This window comes from Brucella sp. NBRC 12953, from assembly GCF_040369775.1.
Taxonomy (GTDB): domain Bacteria; phylum Pseudomonadota; class Alphaproteobacteria; order Rhizobiales; family Rhizobiaceae; genus Brucella; species Brucella pseudogrignonensis.
This window is the reverse complement of the sequence record NZ_BAABSV010000008.1, coordinates 73,622-93,577: the sequence shown is the minus strand read 5'-3', so window position 1 is coordinate 93,577 and position 19,956 is coordinate 73,622. Positions and strand designations below refer to the sequence as shown.

Sequence of the window (19,956 nt, the reverse complement as noted above, 5' to 3'; positions counted from 1 at the left end):
TAATCTCCACTTGGGCTTAACCAGAACACCATGAGCCATACTCAGGATGTTACGGTCTCATGGCGTTTTGGTATTACGACCGCTCAACGCACATGGCGACACCCATGCCGCCACCGATGCAAAGGGTTGCAAGTCCACGTTTTGCGCCACGACGCTTCATTTCATATAGCAGGGTGGTCAGCACACGTGCACCCGACGCACCGATCGGATGGCCAATCGCAATTGCACCGCCATTCACATTGACGATCTCTGGATTAATACCAAGATCGCGAACGACAGCACAGGATTGGGCTGCAAAGGCTTCATTCGCTTCAACCAGTTCCAGATCAGCAACCGTCCAGCCTGCCTTTTCAAGCGCTTTACGGGTAGCAGGAATTGGTCCAGTCCCCATGATCGATGGATCGACACCCGCTGTTGCCCAGGAAACGATCTTCGCAAGCGGCTCGACTCCACGTTTTTCAGCTTCATCCGCATCCATCAGGACAACAGCCGCCGCACCGTCATTAATGCCGGATGCATTGCCAGCCGTAACCGTGCCCTCCTTGTCAAAGGCAGGCTTGAGCTTTGTCAGCGCCTCGATTGTTGCACCAACGCGGATATATTCATCCGCAGATACAATCGTCTCGCCTTTGCGGCTATTTACGGCAAACGGAACAATCTCATCCTCGAAACGACCTGCGGTCTGTGCAGCTTCGGCCTTGTTTTGCGATGCCAATGCGAATTGATCCTGATCATCGCGGCTGAGCTGCCACTGCTTGGCGATGTTTTCTGCGGTGATCCCCATATGGTAACCATTGAAGGCATCCGTCAGGCCATCCTTGATCATCGTATCGATCATCTTGAAGTCGCCCATCTTCACGCCGGAACGCAAATGCGCGCAATGGGGTGCCATGGACATCGATTCCTGACCGCCTGCCACAATGATCTTCGCATCGCCCGACAGAATCTGCTGCATACCGAGTGCGACGGCACGCAGGCCTGACCCACAAAGCTGGTTGATCGAGAATGCAGTCGTTTCCTTGGGGCATCCTGCGGCCATCGCAGCCTGTCGTGCCGGGTTCTGCCCCTCGCCTGCCGTCAGCACCTGACCGAGAATGACTTCATCCACATCAGCAGCATCCACGCCTGCGCGCTCAAGAGCTGCCTTGATTGCAGTAGCGCCCAGTTCATGCGCAGCCACATTTGCGAAAGCGCCATTGAACGCGCCCACCGCTGTTCGGGCTGCGCTGGCAATAATTATGGCTTTCTGGCTTTGCGATGCAGTCATTCTTTCCTCCTTGAAAAATCACCGACAGAGAAAGACCAAAACAGACACCTTGGCAAGCTCTGGCGTGTCCGCGGGTTCGGTACCTTCGCTCAAAACGATAATCAGTTTCTTCTCCACACATATAGTTTTCACCATACGTGTCCTTCAACAGTCGTTAGATTAGCTTCATGCAATCAAAGGAGATTTCTATGCCAAGCCTGACATTAGATAATGCCAATGCGATCATTACCGGTGCCTTTGCCAAGGCAGCCGAGTTGCAGTTGAAGCCGATCGTCGTTTCTGTTTTCGACGCAGGCGGCCATCTGAAAGCCTTTCAGCGACAGGACGGAACTTCGATTCTCCGCTTTGAAATCGCATCCGGAAAAGCTTTCGGCGCACTGGCCGTCGGCACTGGCTCACGCTGGCTCCACAATCAGGCCAAAGACCGTCCGCATTTTCTTGAGGGGCTGTCAGGCGTCTCAGGCGGGAGAATCGTGCCCGTGCCCGGCGGCGTGCTGATTAAAGACAGCACAAACGAAATTATCGGCGCTGTCGGCATCTCCGGTGATACATCTGACAATGATGAAGCTGCCGCCGTAGCCGGCATCGAAGGCGCGGGCTTTACAGCCGACATCGGATAAGAAGATCAAAACGCCGCGTATGCCATCAATATACGCGGCGTTTCATAGAATTGTATTGAAGATACCCGGATTATCATTTCAGATTTTTATTCGCAAAATGCGCTATTGCACCCGGCAAGGCATGTTCCACGCTGCCAACAAAAGAAGGTGTATCCGATATAACTTGAATATACCCTTCATTATATAATGTACAATTTACAACATTAAAAAATGAAACACCGGAATTTACAGATAAACCGCCGTTACCGATAATAATTTTGATAACATCATCCATTTTTACAACCCATAGAAAGTTGAATAACTAACAAGGGTGATGTTTCTTAATTTATAAGGCAAAATTGTGATTTTTTACCTTTTGATAAAACCTTGAATAAACATAGAATGCATAGTTGCTATTGCATTAGAACAAAGAAAACGCCGCTTCCGGAGACCGGAAACGGCGTTTTTGAAATTCATCTTTCAGCTGCGATGCAGCCTAAGACTATTCCTTAGCTTCGAGGACCTGACGGCCGCGATACATACCGCTCTTAAGATCGATATGATGCGGACGACGAAGTTCGCCCGAGTTCTTGTCCTCGACGTAAGTCGGGGCCTTGAGAGCGTCTGCCGAACGGCGCATGCCGCGCTTCGACGGAGACGTTTTGCGTTTTGGTACTGCCATGGATCCAGCTCCACTGATCGATAAACAAACGTCCGGCACGGCCCCGAGGAGCCTGTCACATCGGACATAATTCCGGAAAGTCACGTGCCTATACACGCTCTCACTGCATTTGACCAGTCAGAGTCTTATCTTTTTTCCTGTCCAGCCGTTTATCGAACGCATGTCACATAGGGCCCGGCCCTGGAAGCGCGCCCGGCAACGATGCGCGAGATACGCTGCATGTTGCGCGTTGGCTTTGCCGGATTGCGCAAAGCGGGATTGGGAAGCGTTACGGCAAGCAAAGCGGCTTGCTGGGCAGTCAGACGTGATGCAGGCCGATTGAAGTAATGCTGAGCGGCCGCCTCGATTCCATAGATGCCCGGTCCCCATTCAGCAATATTGAGATAGATCTCCATAATCCGCTGTTTTGACAGCACGGCATCGGCGACCAGCGCCAAAGGAAATTCAAGCCCCTTGCGGACATAAGACCGGCCGTTCCACAGGAACAGGTTTTTCACAGTCTGCATGGTGATGGTCGATGCGCCGCGGCTTGGACCGCCCTCACCCGCATCATCAAGCACGAGGCTGAGCTGGTGCCAGTCCACGCCGCCATGGCTGCAGAACTGTCCATCCTCAGCCATCATCACCGAATTCACAAGAACAGGTGCAACATCCTCAATGCTGACCCACTGCCGATCTACATCGCGCAGAAGAACATAGTCCTTCACCATCAATGTCGAAATCGGCCGAACAAAAGGAACCGAATAGACCAGGATCAGAAAAAGCGGCAGAATCGCAAGCACCACCAAAATCTTGAGCATGAGGGCAATTCTGCCACCCCAAACGGGATCAGCCAAGTAACCGCGACCATCTTTGCTCTTGAGAATGATTTTTGCCACGTCCACCGCCTGTTAGAGCATTTCCAGCAAAAGTGAGAATCGATTTTGCGTTCGAAAATGCGTAAGACAAATAGATAAAGCAGCTCGAGTGTTAGCTTGAACTGCTTTAGCCCCATTCAAGCGACATAAACTATTCCTTAACAATAATGAACCTGATTCCATAATCAGCCGCAGGAATTCAGCGACCAAATTGAGCGCTTTATGGCTCAAAATCCGCTGTTTGATGACCGCTTGATGAAAAAGCCTGTGCTGATCGATGTGGCCAGTTGACCAAATCAGCGCTTTCGTCCATCCCCTTTAGACATGGAAAACGTGTCTGTCGATTTTGCTCAATCCCTGAACCTACGCGCGCTCGAAGTCGAGACAATGCTGGTTGGGCTTCTGGATCTTCGTTTGCGCACCGGCGAAGTGGCTCGCCCCGAGCGACTGCTCGCTGCCATGCGTCATGGCGTGCTGAATGGCGGCAAAAGACTGCGTCCCTTCCTGGTCATAGAAAGTGCAGCCCTTTTTGGCCAGCATGGCGATGCGGTTCTGCGCGTGGCATCCGCGCTTGAGTGCATCCATTGTTATTCGCTCGTCCATGACGATCTGCCAGCGATGGACAATGATGATATGCGGCGTGGTCAACCGACCGTACACAAGGCTTTTGATGAGGCCGCAGCGATTCTCGCGGGCGACAGCCTGCTGACCTATGCTTTTGACATCGTGGCCTCAGACGAAACCGATCTTCCGGCCAGCATTCGCATCGAACTGGTCTCGGCTTTGGCGCGGGCTTCCGGCATTGGCGGCATGGCTGGTGGTCAGGCGCTTGATCTGATGGCGGAAGATAACAAACCCGATGAAGCAGGCATTATCACGCTGCAAGCCATGAAGACCGGTGCGCTGATTCGGTTTGCCTGTGAAGCCGGTGCGATCATTTCTGGCGCATCGCGCGAAGACCGCGAACGCATGGCGGAATTCGGTTCGGCCATCGGTCTCGCCTTCCAGCTTGCCGACGATCTTCTTGATGTAACTGCCGATGCGGCGATCATGGGCAAGGCAACAGGCAAAGATGCGGCGGCAGGCAAGGCCACGCTCGTGGCGTTGCATGGCATCGACTGGACGCGCAAGCAGCTCTCCGGTCTTGTGGCTCAGGCGGAAAGCCTGCTGGAACCATTTGGCGACGATGCAGTGATTCTCAAACAGGCCGCTCGCTTCATTGCAGAGCGACAGAGCTAAAGCGCATCCCGAAAAATGTGAAACGGTTTTCGGACCAGATGCACGTCAAAACCAACTCTTAGAGATCGTCTTCACGCACTTTGATGATGGTAACGTCATCGACCGAGAGCTGACGGCCATCAAGTGCGCGCACCTCAAGCTTCGCCACGCCTTCACCATTGATGGTATCAACCAGTTTTGAATGCGGCTCATCAGGCGCAAACAGATAGTTCTCGCCCCATTGTCGCAGGGCAACGACAACCGGCAACAGATCACGACCCTTGGCGGTCAGTCGATATTCCTGATGTGCGCCGCCTTTGGGATCGGACACCATCTCCATAATGCCCTCGCCCGTCAGCTTGCGCAGCCGTTCAGCCAGAATGTTACGCGCGATGCCCAGATTCTTCTGGAAGGCGCTGAACCGCGTTACTCCATCAAAAGCTTCACGCACGATCAATAGCGACCACCAGTCGCCGATCACATCCAGCGCACGCGCGCTTGGGCAATAGTCACCTTTCAGGCTCTTCTTGCGAACCATGTTTACTCCATGCATTTCAACTTGGTTGCAATATAAAACCAATCACGCTAAAAGCAAAATGGTTTCATTTTAAAACCATTTTGCAGGAGCCAATCATGCAGTCCTATCTCAGCGCGGCAGCACCGTCTGCCGCGAACGACCTTGTGCGCCCTTCGCTTTCCCGAGCGACACTGCTGCTGTTTGCCATTGCCAGCGGCCTCGCTGTGGCCAATGTCTATTTCGCACATCCGCTTCTTGATGTGATGTCAGATGATATGGGGCTTAAACGTTCAAGAGCTGGCCTTATCATTGCGTCAAGCCAGGTCGGCTATGCAATCGGCCTCATTTTTCTGGTGCCCCTTGGCGACCTTTTCGACCGGCGAAAACTGATTCTCGCGCATTTCCTGCTGTCGGTCTTATCGCTTCTAGCCATTGGCTTTGCAGGAACTGCTACCATGTTGTTGCTGGCAATGGCCACGACAGGGCTTCTGGCTGTCGTCACACAGGCACTCGTTGCCTATGCGGCAAGCCTTGCCGATCCGATGCGGCGCGGTCATGTGGTGGGGATTGTCACAAGCGGCATCGTGCTTGGCATATTGCTGGCACGCGCCATAGCTGGCGCGCTCACCGATATTGGCGGATGGCGCAGCGTTTACTTCAGTTCCGCAGCACTCACATTGCTGATTTCGCTTCTTCTATGGCGCAGCCTGCCACAACAGAATCGTCAAACGACCAGCGTCTCCTACCCCGCACTTATTCTGTCACTTATAACGCTGTTCCGCTCCGAACCCGTGCTCCGTGTCCGCGCAATCATTGCCATGCTGATATTTGCGGATATAACCACGCTGCTTGCGCCGCTCGTCATGCCCCTCAGCGCACCGCCTTTTGAATTGAGCCATGCGCAAATCGGACTATTCGGCCTGGCCGGAGCCGCAGGTGCGCTTGCCGCTTCTCGTGCGGGCGCGGCTGCGGACCGGGGGCAGGCTCAGCGCATGACCGGCATCGCGCTCATGCTGATGCTGTTATCGTGGATACCAATTGCCCTGCTCGATTATTCACTGCTCTGGCTGATTGCAGGTGTGCTGGTCATCGATTTCGGACTTCAGGCTGTGCACGTCACCAATCAGGCAATGATCTATCGCGTGCGACCCGAGGCACAGAACAGACTCACCGCTGCCTATATGGTTTTCTATTCCATCGGCAGCGCAAGCGGCTCGGCTCTTTCAACATGGATCTATGCTTATGCGGGCTGGAACGGTGTCTGCCTGCTGGGTGCTGGCATCAGCCTCTTCACACTCATATTCTGGGCTGCGACCCGTAAATCAATGCCGGAGGTCGCAACGCGCCCAGTATCAAACTGAAATCAGTTCTGACCAGCAGCGATCTTCCGATCAAGCCCAAAACGGTTTTCGATATATTCGGCAACCATCTTCTGGAAATCGGCGGCAATCTCAGGTCCGCGCAGCGTCGTAACCTTCTTGCCATCGACAAAGACCGGTGCGGACGGCGTTTCGCCCGTGCCGGGAAGCGAGATGCCAATATCAGCATGTTTCGATTCGCCCGGACCGTTGACGATGCAGCCCATGACTGCGACCGAAAGCGATTCCACACCCGGATATTTCTCGCGCCAGACAGGCATACTGCGACGAATATCGTCCTGAATATTCTGCGCCAGTTCCTGAAACACAGTTGAGGTCGTGCGTCCGCAACCCGGACACGCGGCAACAATCGGAATGAACTGACGGAAACCCATGGTCTGCAGCAGTTCCTGTGCCACCTGCACTTCACGCGTGCGGTCGCCGCCCGGCTCCGGCGTTAGCGAGATACGGATCGTATCGCCAATGCCCTGCTGAAGCAGGATACCCATGGCAGCCGACGAAGCGACAACGCCCTTGGTGCCCATGCCCGCTTCGGTGAGGCCCAGATGCAGCGCGTGATCGGAGCGCTGTGCAAGCATCGTGTAAACAGCGATCAGATCCTGCACCTGACTGACCTTGGCCGACAGAATGATCTTGTCGCGGCTAAGGCCGATTTCTTCTGCAAGGTTTGCCGAAATCAGCGCCGACTGAACAATGGCTTCACGCATGACTTCCTGCGCGCTCAAAGGCGCACCCTCAGCCTGATTGCGATCCATCAGCGTGGTCAGCAATTCCTGATCGAGCGATCCCCAGTTAACGCCGATACGGACAGGCTTGTCATAACGGATCGCCATTTCAACGATATCGGCGAACTGCTTGTCTTTCTTGTCCTTGAAGCCGACATTGCCCGGATTGATGCGATATTTTGCGAGCGCTTCCGCACAGGCCGGATGATCGGCGAGCAGCTTGTGGCCGATATAATGGAAGTCTCCGACCAGCGGCACATTCATGCCCAGGCGTTCAAGACGCTCACGAATTTTTGGAACGGCAGCAGCGGATTCATCACGATCCACCGTGATGCGCACAATCTCGGAACCCGCGCGATGCAAAGCTGCAACCTGCGCTACAGTGCCATCGATATCAGCCGTATCGGTATTGGTCATCGACTGGACAACAACAGGTTCACTGCCGCCAACGATAACTCCGCCAACGCTCACGCCAACGGATTGGCGACGGGGAAATGGATGCGAAAAATAGCTGACGGTCTCGGAAGACATTGTGCTCTGTTCTTTTGTCCTGCCGCAATTGCCGATGGAAACCATATTTCACGCATCGGGAACTGCTCTTGGTACGGGCCTGCTTTCAGGTGGCGTAGCAAGGCGCAATTGTCAACGCCTGACCGCCTCGCTTTGTTGTTATATAATCACTTGCCGACGCCTTGTCGCCTCCTCATTATGGGATGATTCCAGAGGAGGAGATAAAAAATGCCAAATGCGAATGCCCGCAAAACCGCAATTATCACCGGTTCCAATTCAGGCATCGGACTTGGCATTGCCCACGCGCTTGCGGGTTCTGGGCACAATGTTGTGATCAACTCCTTCACGGACCGCAGCGAAGACCACGATTTGGCAAAAACAATCGCCGCAGAACATGGCGTAAGCGTGATCTACGTCAGCGCCGATATGTCCAAAGCTGACGACTGCCGCACGCTGATTGAAAAGAGCGTGGAAGCCTTGGGCAGTGCCGATATCCTCGTCAACAATGCCGGTATCCAGCATGTGGCACCGGTCGAAGAGCTTCCGACCGAGCAATGGGACCGGATCATCGCGATCAACCTGACCTCAGCATTCCACACGTCAGCGGCTGCAATACCACATATGAAAAAAGCTGGCTGGGGCCGGATCATCAACATCGCTTCGGCCCATGGACTTGTCGCTTCGCCATTCAAGTCAGCCTATGTGGCAGCCAAGCACGGCATTGTCGGTTTCACAAAAACGCTGGCACTTGAACTTGCCCTTGCCAGGATCACAGCCAATTCCATTTGCCCGGGCTATGTGCTGACCCCGCTTGTCGAAGCGCAGATACCCGATCAGATGAAAGCTCATAACATGGATCGCGAAACGGTAATCCGCGAAGTCATGCTCGATAAACAGCCGACGAAGGAATTCGTGACCACTGCTCAGATTGGTGCGCTTGCGGCCTTTCTTGCAACAGATGCAGCAGCGCAGATCAACGGTGCCGCCCTGCCGGTCGAGGGCGGCTGGACCGCTGAATAAACATCGAGCAATAATCGCTCGATGTATTTTTTCCACGCATTATCCTACGCAAAACCGCTACGCACTTTTGCTGAAAATGCTTTAATGCGAACTATCCGCATATTTTGCCAGTCCTGAGAAAGCGAGCACCACTAACAATAGCACAGGCAATGACAGGAACACGACGCTGAAGCCGCTATGCTTGGCGACAAAGCCGATCAGCGAAGGCGCAACCAGCATACCGGAATAGCCCATGGTGGTGGCAATCGACAGGCCAACACTTGGATTGATGCCCGGCAGATTGCCGCCAATCGAGAAGGCTATCGGCACCATGTTGGAAATGCCGATACCGCAAATGGCAAAGCCAAAGATCACCGCGTAAGGGTGGCTCGACAGGCCGACAATCACCATGCCGATAATGGCAATCGACGTGCAGAAGCGCAGCGTGTTGATCGCGCCGAAACGGTCGCGGACAATATCGCCTGCAAAGCGCATGATCGCCATGGTCATGGAGAAAGCTGCGAAGCCAAAACCAGCGACCGTAACTGACGCACCCATTTCATCGCGCAGATAATATGCACCCCAATCAAGTATCGCGCCCTCCGGGATCATCGAGAACAATGCGATAATGCCGACCAGCCATGGCAGCGCATTGCGCGGCAGCACCAGCTTCTGCTTCTCGCCGCTTGGATGGTGAAACTTGTCCGCAACAATCGAAGGCCATGCAAAAATCAGCAATCCTGCTGCCACAACGGTCGCAATCAGCGCATGAATAGTCGAGCCGACATGCGCGATGAGAAAGCCACCAGTTGCTGCCCCGATCAATCCGCCAAGGCTCCAGAATGCATGACAGGACGACATTATGGCCCGGCGCATGTTCTTCTCAACGGCGACCGCATTGGCGTTCATTGCGACATCCATCGCACCTATCATGCCGCCAAAATAGAACATGACAATCACAGCTGTGACGATATTCGGCACAAGCGCAATAATCAGCAAAGCGGGGATAAGTCCGATTGCAAACAGCTTGACGACGGCGCCCGAACCGCGATGTGCGGACAATGCACCGGCCACCGGCATCATCGACAGAGAGCCGACACCGAAGACGAGGATCATCAATCCCATGCCACTGGTATCAAGCCCGAGACGCCCTGCAAATTCGGGAATTTTCGGTGCCCAGCCGCCAAAGATATAACCATTCATCAGAAAGAGCAGCGCCACAGCGATACGCTCTCTGGTTACAATTGGCGCACGGTCATTCAGCGCATCGTTTCGTCCGGCCGTCTGTTCCATCATGTCCTCAGTCACGCCCTTCTACGGCGTGTATAATCGTGATGCCCGACGCTCGGTAGGGCGCAAGCACATCTTCATTTGCATCCTGTTCGACAGCCATAACATTGACCGCCTCAATGGGTATGACATCGTGCGCAGCAACTGTGCCGAGCTTGTCACTGGTGATTGCCAGAACCACCTTGCGGCTGCGCCCGGCAATAACCCGCTTGAATTCCGCATCTTCCAGATGAAGCGCTGTGATGCCCGTTTCCGCTGAAAAGCCGCAGACACCGAGCATACAAAGATCAGGCCGCACCAGTTCCGCATCGCGCAAAGCGCGTGCACCAACCGCCGCACTCACGCGACGATCAATAGGGCCGCCGATCATCACGACGTCGATCTTGTCTGACTGCAGAACAATAGCAGCAATGGAGGGCGTGTTGGTAACAACGGTGATCACATCACCCCGATCAGCCAAAAGTCGCGCAAGCGCCAGATTGGTTGAGGATGAATCCAGAAACACCGTCATGTTCGGCTCAATCAGAGCAGCCAGCGCAGCGGCAAGGGTTGTCTTGGCCTCCGGTCTTTCCGTATCACGTTCTGCGAGCGGCGCGTAAGAAGGAGCGGCCTTCAAAGCACCGCCATAGACGCGCTTGCAAAGCCCCGCCGCCGCCATCTCGCGGAGGTCACGGCGGATCGTGTCTTCCGAAACCCCGAATGACTCCGCAAGCTCGCTCGCCAATACGCGCCCGGACTGCTCAAGCAGCTCCTGAATACGCGCCTGTCTTTCGTCCAGTAATAGCTCTGTCATCGCTTGTTCCTGCCACCATGCATAAACATGCATGAATCGGTAAAAACGTGCATAGCAGATTTTTACGGTCATGCAAGCAAAAGAAAACGCCGCACCCTTTACAGGGCACGGCGTCAATCATTCTACGATGTGAAAGCTGGATCAGTCGGCGTAAACGATAAGCAAATCCTTCGCGTCGATCTGTTCTCCGGGGCGCACAAGCACTTCGGCAATCGAGCCATCGCGTTCAGCACGCAGAGCCGTTTCCATCTTCATGGCTTCAATAGAAAGCAGCACATCACCTGCCTTCACGTTCTGGCCTTGTGCGACAGCAACCGTGGACACAACACCCGGCATCGGCGCGCCGACATGCTTGTCATTGCCCAGTTCCGCTTTGCGCTTAACACCACCCGACGCACCCTTGGCGCGGTTTGGCACCTTGACGCGGCGCGGCTGACCATTGAGCTCGAAGAACACAGTGACCATGCCCTTCTCATCAGTCTCAGACATCGCCTGATTGACGATCACAAGCGTCTTGCCGCGTTCAAGATCAACGAAAACTTCTTCTTCCGGCTTCAAGCCGTAGAAATAAACCGGCGTTGGCAGGACACTGGTTGGACCGTAGTTTTCCTGCGCCGCCGCATAGTCGGTGAAGACCTTTGGATACATCAGATAAGAAGCAAATTCCTGATCCGTGATCTCGCGACCAAGCGTTTCCTCAATCGACTTGCGCTCGGCATCAAGATCAGCGGCTGGAAGCAGCGAACCGGGACGTACCGTGAAAGGCTTTTCGTCTTTCAGCACCTTCTTCTGCAACGATGCAGGCCAGCCCGATGGCGGCTGACCGAGATCGCCACGCATCATCGACACAACCGAATCCGGGAAGGCAATATCCTTGTCCGGGTTTTCGACATCGGCAACAGTCAGGTCCTGAGAGACCATCATAAGCGCCATGTCGCCCACCACCTTGGAGGACGGCGTGACCTTGACGATATCGCCAAACATGCGGTTCACATCGGCATAAGCCTGCGCCACTTCATGCCAGCGGGTTTCAAGACCCAGCGAACGCGCCTGTTCTTTCAGGTTGGTGAACTGACCGCCCGGCATTTCATGCAGGTACACTTCCGAAGCCGGTCCCTTGAGATCGCTTTCAAAGGCCGCATATTGATTGCGCACCGCTTCCCAATAGAAGGAAATGCGGCGGATCGTTTCCGTATCAAGCCCCGGATCACGTTCCGAACCATGCAGAGCTTCGACAATCGAACCAAGGCATGGCTGCGATGTATTGCCGGAGAAGGCATCCATTGCCGCATCAACCGCATCGACACCGGCATCAACCGCAGCAAGCACAGTCGCCGCCGAAATCCCCGACGTATCATGGGTGTGGAAATGGATCGGCAGATCGGTTTCCTCACGCAGCGCCTTAAACAGCACGCGTGCCGCCGCAGGCTTCAACAGACCCGCCATATCCTTGAGAGCGATAATATGCGCGCCAGCCTTTTCAACCTGCTTGGCCAGCTCGACATAATATTTTAGGTCGTATTTGGCGCGATCCGGATTGAGAATATCGCCCGTGTAGCAGATGGCCGCTTCACAAAGCTTGTTCTCTTCCAGCACCGCATCCATCGATACGCGCATGTTCTCGACCCAGTTGAGGCTGTCGAACACGCGGAACAGGTCCATGCCGCCACGCGCTGCTTCACGCACGAAATACTTCACCACATTGTCCGGGTAGGACTTGTAGCCAACGCCGTTCGCACCGCGCAGCAGCATTTGCAGCAGGATGTTTGGCGCGCCTTCGCGCACCATTGCCAGACGTTCCCATGGATCTTCCGTCAAAAAGCGCATCGACACGTCAAAAGTCGCACCGCCCCAGCACTCAAGCGAGAAGAGGTTTGGCAGCGCCTGCGCATAGGCATTGGCCACACGCGCAATATCATAGGTGCGCACACGCGTTGCCAGCAATGACTGATGCCCATCACGCATGGTCGTGTCGGTCAAGAGAACACGCTTTTCATTGCGCATCCATTCGGCAAACTTCTGCGGTCCAAGCTTGTCGAGCAGCTGCTTGGTGCCATCGACCACCGGACGATCACCAAACCACGGCACTATCGGCTTCGCTGCATCCTGCGATGGTTCTGCACGGCCCTTGGTTTCCGGATGACCATTGACAGTGACATCAGCCACATAGGTCAGAAGCTTGGTCGCGCGGTCCTGACGCTTCATATGCGTGAAAAGCTCAGGCGTCGTATCGATGAAGCGCGTCGTGTAATCATTCGACTGGAAACGCGGATGATTGATGATCGCTTCAACGAAGGTCAAGTTCGTCGCGACACCGCGAATACGGAATTCGCGCAACGCACGGTCCATACGGCGAATAGCTTCAATCGGTGTCGAACCCGACGCCGTGACCTTCACCAGCAGTGGATCATAATAGCGCGTGATGACCGCGCCCGAATAGGCCGTTCCGCCATCAAGACGAATGCCAAAGCCCGATGCCGAGCGATAGGCCTGAATGCGTCCATAATCCGGAACGAAATTCTGCTCAGGGTCTTCGGTGGTGATACGGCACTGCAGCGCATGACCGTTGAGGCGAATATCCTTCTGTTCCGGTACGCCCGATTCCGGCGTACCAATGGCATAGCCTTCCAGAATATGAATCTGCGCCTTGACGATATCGATACCCGTCACTTCTTCCGTGACAGTATGCTCCACCTGAATGCGCGGATTAACTTCGATGAAGTAAAACGCACCGGTATCGGCATCCATAAGGAACTCGACCGTACCCGCACCAATATAATCGGTGGCATGGGCGATCTTCAGGCCATAGCCTGCCAGTTCCTGACGTTGCGCATCATTCAGGTAAGGTGCTGGCGCACGCTCCACAACCTTCTGGTTACGGCGCTGGATCGAGCAATCGCGCTCATAAAGATGAACCGCATTGCCATGCGTATCGCCCAGAATCTGCACTTCAACGTGACGCGCACGCTCAACGAGCTTTTCGAGATAGACTTCATCCTTGCCGAAAGCCGCCTTGGCCTCGCGCTTGGCTTCCATCACTTCGCGATCAAGATCAGCCTCGGCACGAATGGCGCGCATACCGCGACCACCGCCACCCCATGATGCTTTCAGCATCAACGGATAGCCGATCTTGGCTGCGAGCTTCTTTACTTCGGCGATATCGTCCGGCAGCGGATCGGTTGCAGGCACAACCGGAACGCCAATCTCAATTGCGAGATTACGCGCGGCAACCTTGTTACCGAGGCGGCGCATGGTTTCTGGCTTAGGGCCGATGAAAATGATGCCGTTCTCAGCACAAGCATCGGCAAATTCAGGGCTTTCCGACAAAAGGCCATAGCCCGGATGGATCGCATCGGCCCCCGAAAGCTTGGCAACGCGGATGACTTCATCAATCGACAGATAGCTTTCAATCGGTCCGAGATCACGCGCGAGATGCGGTCCACGACCGACCTGATAGCTTTCATCTGCTTTAAAGCGATGCAGTGAGAGTTTATCTTCCTCTGCCCATATGGCCACCGTTTTTATGCCAAGCTCATTGGCTGCACGGAACACGCGGATAGCGATTTCGGAACGGTTGGCGACCAGAATTTTACGGATGGACAAGGCAGAACTCCCACACTGCAATGATCGGTATGGCTTTGATTAGCCTGCAATCTAAGCAAGCGCAAACAAACTGTGCAACAGCGATACAAAAACAAAATGCCCGACCAAAAGTCGGGCATCCTGCCAAAATTTGAAGCAAATTTTGCTAATATATGAGGCAATCTGCACAGTATTATTGGCTAAATAGTACATTCAGCCAATTGAACATTGTTCAGAACTCACTTTGATAAGTGAGTCTGCCTCTTTCAGTCTTATTTCTTCTGGAAGTAGTTATATTTTCCATCGTCGCCCTTGCGCCATTCGAACATGACATAAGGTGAAAGGCTTGGATCACCCTTTGCATCATAAGAGACGTCACCGAGCACCGTCTTGAACGGACCCTTGGCCTTCATGGCTTCAGCAACCGACTGCGGATCGTTGTTTCCGGCAGCATTGGCTGCATCAACCAGCGACTGCACACCTGCATAAGCGTAGAAGGTATAGGCTTCCGGCTCAAAACCCTTGTCGCGGAACGCCTTGATCAGATCAGCATTGGCTGCATCATCGCGCGGGTCCGGGCCGAACGTATTCAGAACACCTGCAACCGCATCGCCAGCAATCGAAGCCAGCTCGTTGGAAACAATGCCGTCACCGGAGATGAACTGTGCCTTCAGACCCTGATCGGCCATCTGACGAATGATAAGGCCTGCTTCCGGATGCATCCCGCCCCAATAGACGGCAGTAATGCCTGCAGCTTTCATCTTGGAAATCAGTGCTGAGAAATCCTTATCGCCCTGATTAACGCCTTCATACAGCGTCTCTTCCTTGCCATTGGCATTGAGCGACTTCTTGGTTTCATCTGCAAGACCCTGACCGTAAGGGGTCTTGTCATGCAGGATCGCGACTTTGCCGTCCTTGTAGGTATCGGCAATGTATTTGCCCGCAACGATGCCCTGCTGATCGTCACGACGGCAGGTACGGAAGGTGTTCCACAATTCGCGTTCAGTGAAGGTTGGGTTGGTCGTCCCCGGCGCAATCATCAGCACGCCGTTTTCAGCGTAAATATCGGAGGTTGGAATGCTCACGCCTGAATTGAAATGGCCGATCACGAATTGAACGCCGTCACCAACGAACTTGTTGGCAACCGAAATCCCCTGACGTGGATCGGCAGCATCATCGCCATAAACGATCGTGATCTGCTCGCCGTTCATGCCGCCCTTGGCATTAGCTTCTGCGACAGCCGCTTCAACGCCGCGCTTGATCTGGTCGCCATAAGCCGCCTGACCACCGGTCAATGGTGCACCGACGCCAAGTAGCACATCAGCAAACGACACGCCGCCCATCGCAACCAGAGCGGAAAGGCACACACCACAGAATAAGGACTTTTTCATTTCAATTCTCCCATTGAACCACGATCTCCGGACTGAATTCCGGAGCCGCCAATTCCACTGGAAGAGAGTTTTTCATACCCCGTGCGAGAGACAGGCCTGATGCTATGAATTGACAATCCACGCACCCAACGCTTCCCGACACCCTCGCCCCTCCTCCAGGGAACGAATTGCCAACCGTGCTTTACGCCAAACAATGTCGTTGCATTAGGTAAAATGGCTTTGATCAGTATTGTCCATCCTCATTAATATCTAAATTTGATGCTTTTTCCGCATGATGTCATGAATTTAAAGTTTTCGTAAAATAAAAATGCCCGGCATATAGCCGGGCACTTTTCTTAGAGACGTAATAATACAGACAGAGACTTACTGCTGAATGTAATTATATTTCCCGTCTGCACCCTTTTCCCACTTATACATTACGTAACCTGGGAGTTTCGGGTCGCCCTTGGCATCATAGGAAAGATCACCAAGCACAGTTGGGAACGGACCTTTTTCCTTCAACGCCTTAGCAATTTCCTGTGGGTCGTTGCTGCCAGCTGCCTTTGCAGCACCTGCCAGAGACTGAACAGCCGCATAGGAGTAGAGCGTGTAGGCTTCTGGTTCAAAACCTGCATCGCGGAACTTCTTGACGAGATCAGCATTGGCTGGGTTGTTGCGTGGATCTGGGCCGAATGTGTTCAGCGTGCCTTCAACAGCCGGACCTGCAATCGAAGCCAGCTCGTTGGAAACGATACCGTCACCCGAAATGAACTGAGCCTTCAGACCCTGATCAGCCATCTGACGGATGATGAGACCGGCTTCCGGATGCAGACCACCCCAATAAACGACGGTGACGCCTGCCTGCTTCATCTTGGCGATGAGTGCAGAGAAGTCCTTCTCACCGACGTTCACGCCTTCATAAAGGGCTTCCTTGGCGCCGAGCTCGTTGAGCTTCTTCTTGGTTTCATCGGCAAGACCCTGACCATAAGGGGTCTTATCGTGGATCACAGCAATCTTCGCGTCCTTGAAGTTGTCGAAGATATACTGACCGGCAACGATGCCCTGCTGATCGTCACGGCCGCAGGTACGGAACGTGTTCCACAGGTCGCGCTCGGTATAGACAGGGTTGGTCGCTGCTGGCGAAATTTCGAGAATACCGTTTTCGGCATAGACTTCAGACGCCGGGATCGAAACACCGGAGTTGAAGTGGCCGATCACGTATTTCACGCCATCAGCGGCAAACTTGTTTGCAACCGAAATACCCTGCTTTGGATCCGACACGTCGTCGCCGAGCGTAATCGAGATCTTTTCGCCGTTGATGCCACCAGCATCATTGATTTCCTTGATGGCTGCTTCCGCACCCTTCTGGATCTGCGCGCCATACACAGCGTTTGGACCAGTCAGCGGTGCGCCGATGCCCAAAAGTACATCTGCCCAAGCCGAGCCACTGAAAGCCATCACTGCTGCAAGAGCAACGCCTGAGAAAAGCGATTTCTTCATTACTTGAACTCCCGATTATAGTTACCCCGAACGATGTTTTTGCATCGCTTTATTATCTTGCTGATTTGCCAGCAATATCTACGCTGAACCTGTTTTTCAGCGTGATCTTTTTAAAGAAGCTCCGCCGCCAGAGCATTTTGAGTTTTCTATTTTATCAGAGCAAATGCTCTGAATTATTGTTTTTAAGCCGTCCCCCAAAACCGGTTCCCACTTCTGGGGGACATGCTCTCACGGCGAAGCTTCGAATTATTTTGCCTTCCAGCTAAGTGGTGAAGCTTTTTCATAGAGCCAGTTATACTGGCGCACCATTTGTTTGGTGCGCGTATAACGATAGCCGATCGTACCGATGACCATCAGCACGATCACATCAACCAGATAGTAGTGCAGCGAAAGCAGCGTGCCCTCAAACAGCGCATAGTGGATAAACCGCACGGCTGCGCCCAAAGGGATGAGATAGAGCAAAAGCTGCGGATAGGTCCGCCATGTCTGTGCGCAGGCACGGCCTGTCATCCAGGCAGCCCAGCCACCCAGAAGGCAGGTGATGAGAAAAAACAGCCAGAATGACGGTTCTTCGTAGAGAATTCCCTGCATGATTTTTCTCCTTAATGCCTTCCGCCTTCGAGATAGGCGGCACGCACTTCCGGGTCAGCCAGCAGTTCGCGGCCAGCGCCGCTCATTGTGATTGATCCATTGACCATAACATAGCCGCGATCAGCAAGCTTCAGCGCACCGAAAGCATTCTGCTCGACGAGAAACACTGTGAGACCCTGCGTGCGGTTGAGTTCCTTGATCGCTTCGAAGATCTGCTTGACGATCAGAGGAGCAAGACCCAGTGACGGCTCGTCAAGAAGCAGAAGCTTCGGACGGGCCATCAGCGCGCGTGCAATCGCCAGCATCTGCTGTTCACCACCCGAAAGTGTGCCGCCGCGCTGATTGATACGCTCCTTCAGACGCGGGAAAAGTTCGAACATCAGCGCAACATCTTCCTCGAAATATTGCTGATGATCGAGGCTCGCACCCATCTGCAGGTTTTCAAGCACTGTCATGCGCGGGAAAATGCGGCGACCTTCCGGCGATTGTGCAATTCGCAGCTTCGCAATCTCATGCGGCGGCATTGACGTAATGTCCTTGCCGCCGAAAAGAATGCGGCCTGTACGAGCGCGCGGCGAACCGAATATGGTCATCATGAGTGTGGACTTGCCAGCACCGTTGGCGCCGATCAGCGCTACGATTTCACCCTCGTTGACTGTCAGGTCGATGCCCTTGAGTGCGCGGATGTTGCCGTAATAGGTCTCGACCTTTTCGACGGCCAGAAGCGGTTGCTTTGTTTGCATAGTGTCAGCCGTCATCATTCAGCTCCCTTCTTGGGCTTTGCCGGAGCTTTGGCGCTCTTTGTGCCTTTAGGGGCTCTGGCTGCCTTTGCGGGAGCAGTCTTATGGCTCGTAGGGACATCTCCGGCTTCAACACGAGTTGAAAACTCGGTTGCCTGGCCCGAAGCAAGTTGTGCTGCCTGCCCCACCCAGTCTTCGCGGGCAATGCGACCGTCGAATTCCAGATAGGTTTCAGCCTGAACGATGTCAGCTTCAGTCCAGGCGGCAATCTGATCAAAATGATAGATGCCGTGCTCGTTGAGCTTCTTCTCGTTGACTTCACCGATGCCCTTGATGAGCGTCAGATTATCAGGCTTGCCATCACGCGCTGCAGCCAATCCGCCTGCAAAACGAACGGCCTCTTCAGCCTTTTCTTCCTCGATTGCCTCTACAGCAAGCTGAGTTGCGATAAAGTCTGCAGGATCGCCAGTGCCCGGCTTGTCCGCTTCCTCGATCAATTCTGCGATCTCATCGTCATCAACGCCGAGATAGGCGGCGATAACGCGCGGATCGTTGCGTACTGCTTCCGGTGAGCCGTCAGAGATCTTTGTGCCGTATTCAAGCACGATCACATGGTCGGAAATTTCCATAACCACTGACATATCGTGTTCGATCAACAGGATCGACGTGCCGGTTTCCTTGCGAATATCGAGCAGCAGCTTGTTGAGCTCTGCCGATTCACGAGGGTTAAGACCCGCGGCCGGCTCATCGAGGCAGAGAATTTCTGGCTCAGTGCACATGGCGCGCGCAATTTCCAGACGGCGTTGATCGCCATAAGGCAGATCGCCAGCCGGGTCGTCCGCACGATCAATGAGATTGATCTTCTCAAGCCAGTAGCGCGCTTTTTCGACCGCTGCCTTAGCGGCTTTCTTATAGCCCGGCAGACCCAGAAGACCGAGGATCGTGTAACCTGACGAACGCATCAGCACATTGTGCTGTGCGACAAGCAGGTTTTCCAGCACGGTCAGACCCGAGAACAGACGAATGTTCTGGAACGTACGTGCAACGCGGGCATCCTGCGTAATCTTGAAATCGGGCAGGCGTTCCAAAAGGAACTTTTCGCCCGTATTCCGGTTCATCGTCAGCATACCGCCGGTTGGCTTGTAGAAGCCGGTGATGCAGTTGAAGACCGTCGTCTTGCCCGCACCGTTAGGACCGATGATGGCTGTGATGTCGCCGCGCTTCACATCGAAGCTCAGATCATTGATCGCAACGAGACCACCAAAGCGCATCGACAGATGCTCAACTGTAAGAATGGTATCTTTCGAACCATTGCCAGCCATAATTTTTGTCTCCGC

Annotated in this window: 18 protein-coding genes; 4 read left to right on the top strand and 14 right to left on the bottom strand. The window is 54.0% G+C overall.

Annotated features, from left to right (window positions below; genetic code table 11):
• Positions 1-73: 73 nt before the first annotated feature.
• Positions 74-1,267 (bottom strand): acetyl-CoA C-acetyltransferase, encoded by a 1,194-nt coding sequence (locus ABWV94_RS18425; RefSeq protein ID WP_113497836.1) that lies wholly within the window; start codon positions 1,265-1,267, stop codon positions 74-76.
• 188 nt (positions 1,268-1,455) lie between these two features.
• On the opposite strand from ABWV94_RS18425, the gene ABWV94_RS18420 reads away from it, so the two are divergent.
• Positions 1,456-1,887, top strand: a complete 432-nt coding sequence (locus tag ABWV94_RS18420) for a GlcG/HbpS family heme-binding protein (RefSeq protein WP_064321077.1) — start codon at positions 1,456-1,458, stop codon at positions 1,885-1,887.
• Between the two features lie 73 nt (positions 1,888-1,960).
• Here ABWV94_RS18420 and ABWV94_RS18415 read toward each other — a convergent pair whose 3' ends face one another.
• The 3 genes from ABWV94_RS18415 to mtgA all read right to left on the bottom strand — a co-directional run bounded on the left by ABWV94_RS18415 (position 1,961) and on the right by mtgA (position 3,426).
• Complete coding sequence (locus ABWV94_RS18415; RefSeq protein WP_007876757.1) at positions 1,961-2,161, bottom strand: hypothetical protein; 201 nt, start codon at positions 2,159-2,161, stop codon at positions 1,961-1,963.
• Between the two features lie 207 nt (positions 2,162-2,368).
• Positions 2,369-2,548, bottom strand: a complete 180-nt coding sequence (gene rpmF, locus ABWV94_RS18410; protein ID WP_006467787.1) for a 50S ribosomal protein L32 — start codon at positions 2,546-2,548, stop codon at positions 2,369-2,371.
• A 149-nt stretch (positions 2,549-2,697) separates the two neighbouring features.
• Complete coding sequence (gene mtgA, locus ABWV94_RS18405) at positions 2,698-3,426, bottom strand: monofunctional biosynthetic peptidoglycan transglycosylase (RefSeq protein ID WP_181152521.1); 729 nt, start codon at positions 3,424-3,426, stop codon at positions 2,698-2,700.
• A 303-nt stretch (positions 3,427-3,729) separates the two neighbouring features.
• Here mtgA and ABWV94_RS18400 point away from each other — a divergent pair, with 303 nt between their 5' ends.
• Positions 3,730-4,644 (top strand): polyprenyl synthetase family protein, encoded by a 915-nt coding sequence (locus ABWV94_RS18400; protein ID WP_113497837.1) that lies wholly within the window; start codon positions 3,730-3,732, stop codon positions 4,642-4,644.
• 58 nt (positions 4,645-4,702) lie between these two features.
• Here the strand turns inward: ABWV94_RS18400 and ABWV94_RS18395 are convergent, their stop codons facing one another.
• Positions 4,703-5,161, bottom strand: coding sequence for a winged helix-turn-helix transcriptional regulator (locus ABWV94_RS18395; RefSeq protein ID WP_113487059.1), 459 nt, complete (start codon positions 5,159-5,161; stop codon positions 4,703-4,705).
• A gap of 95 nt (positions 5,162-5,256) precedes the next feature.
• On the opposite strand from ABWV94_RS18395, the gene ABWV94_RS18390 reads away from it, so the two are divergent.
• The gene (locus ABWV94_RS18390) at positions 5,257-6,501 is read left to right on the top strand and encodes an MFS transporter (RefSeq protein WP_113497838.1); all 1,245 of its coding nucleotides are present in this window, start codon (positions 5,257-5,259) and stop codon (positions 6,499-6,501) included.
• A 2-nt stretch (positions 6,502-6,503) separates the two neighbouring features.
• Here ABWV94_RS18390 and ispG read toward each other — a convergent pair whose 3' ends face one another.
• Positions 6,504-7,775: a flavodoxin-dependent (E)-4-hydroxy-3-methylbut-2-enyl-diphosphate synthase gene (gene ispG / locus ABWV94_RS18385; RefSeq protein ID WP_064322460.1), complete on the bottom strand. Its 1,272-nt coding sequence runs from the start codon at positions 7,773-7,775 to the stop codon at positions 6,504-6,506.
• 207 nt (positions 7,776-7,982) lie between these two features.
• Between ispG and ABWV94_RS18380 the strand changes: the two genes are divergently transcribed.
• Entirely contained in the window at positions 7,983-8,774 is a 792-nt protein-coding gene (locus ABWV94_RS18380; protein WP_353414884.1) for a 3-hydroxybutyrate dehydrogenase, read from the top strand.
• A gap of 81 nt (positions 8,775-8,855) precedes the next feature.
• On the opposite strand, the gene ABWV94_RS18375 is transcribed toward ABWV94_RS18380, so the two are convergent.
• The 8 genes from ABWV94_RS18375 to ABWV94_RS18340 form a co-directional block, all read right to left on the bottom strand.
• Positions 8,856-10,046: an MFS transporter gene (locus tag ABWV94_RS18375; protein WP_112808184.1), complete on the bottom strand. Its 1,191-nt coding sequence runs from the start codon at positions 10,044-10,046 to the stop codon at positions 8,856-8,858.
• A gap of 7 nt (positions 10,047-10,053) precedes the next feature.
• Positions 10,054-10,836 (bottom strand): DeoR/GlpR family DNA-binding transcription regulator, encoded by a 783-nt coding sequence (locus ABWV94_RS18370; protein WP_113497849.1) that lies wholly within the window; start codon positions 10,834-10,836, stop codon positions 10,054-10,056.
• A 141-nt stretch (positions 10,837-10,977) separates the two neighbouring features.
• Positions 10,978-14,439, bottom strand: coding sequence for a pyruvate carboxylase (gene pyc, locus ABWV94_RS18365; RefSeq protein WP_113497840.1), 3,462 nt, complete (start codon positions 14,437-14,439; stop codon positions 10,978-10,980).
• A 251-nt stretch (positions 14,440-14,690) separates the two neighbouring features.
• On the bottom strand, positions 14,691-15,809 hold the full coding sequence (locus tag ABWV94_RS18360) for a branched-chain amino acid ABC transporter substrate-binding protein (RefSeq protein ID WP_112808188.1): 1,119 nt from the start codon (positions 15,807-15,809) through the stop codon (positions 14,691-14,693).
• A gap of 363 nt (positions 15,810-16,172) precedes the next feature.
• Complete coding sequence (locus ABWV94_RS18355) at positions 16,173-17,288, bottom strand: branched-chain amino acid ABC transporter substrate-binding protein (protein WP_007876799.1); 1,116 nt, start codon at positions 17,286-17,288, stop codon at positions 16,173-16,175.
• A 246-nt stretch (positions 17,289-17,534) separates the two neighbouring features.
• Positions 17,535-17,879, bottom strand: a complete 345-nt coding sequence (locus tag ABWV94_RS18350) for a DUF6867 family protein (RefSeq protein WP_007876800.1) — start codon at positions 17,877-17,879, stop codon at positions 17,535-17,537.
• Between the two features lie 11 nt (positions 17,880-17,890).
• Positions 17,891-18,637, bottom strand: a complete 747-nt coding sequence (locus ABWV94_RS18345) for an ABC transporter ATP-binding protein (RefSeq protein WP_039860190.1) — start codon at positions 18,635-18,637, stop codon at positions 17,891-17,893.
• The gene (locus ABWV94_RS18340) at positions 18,637-19,941 is read right to left on the bottom strand and encodes an ATP-binding cassette domain-containing protein (protein ID WP_039860196.1); all 1,305 of its coding nucleotides are present in this window, start codon (positions 19,939-19,941) and stop codon (positions 18,637-18,639) included. The genes ABWV94_RS18345 and ABWV94_RS18340 overlap by 1 nt, the downstream gene beginning before the upstream one ends.
• Positions 19,942-19,956: the final 15 nt, after the last annotated feature.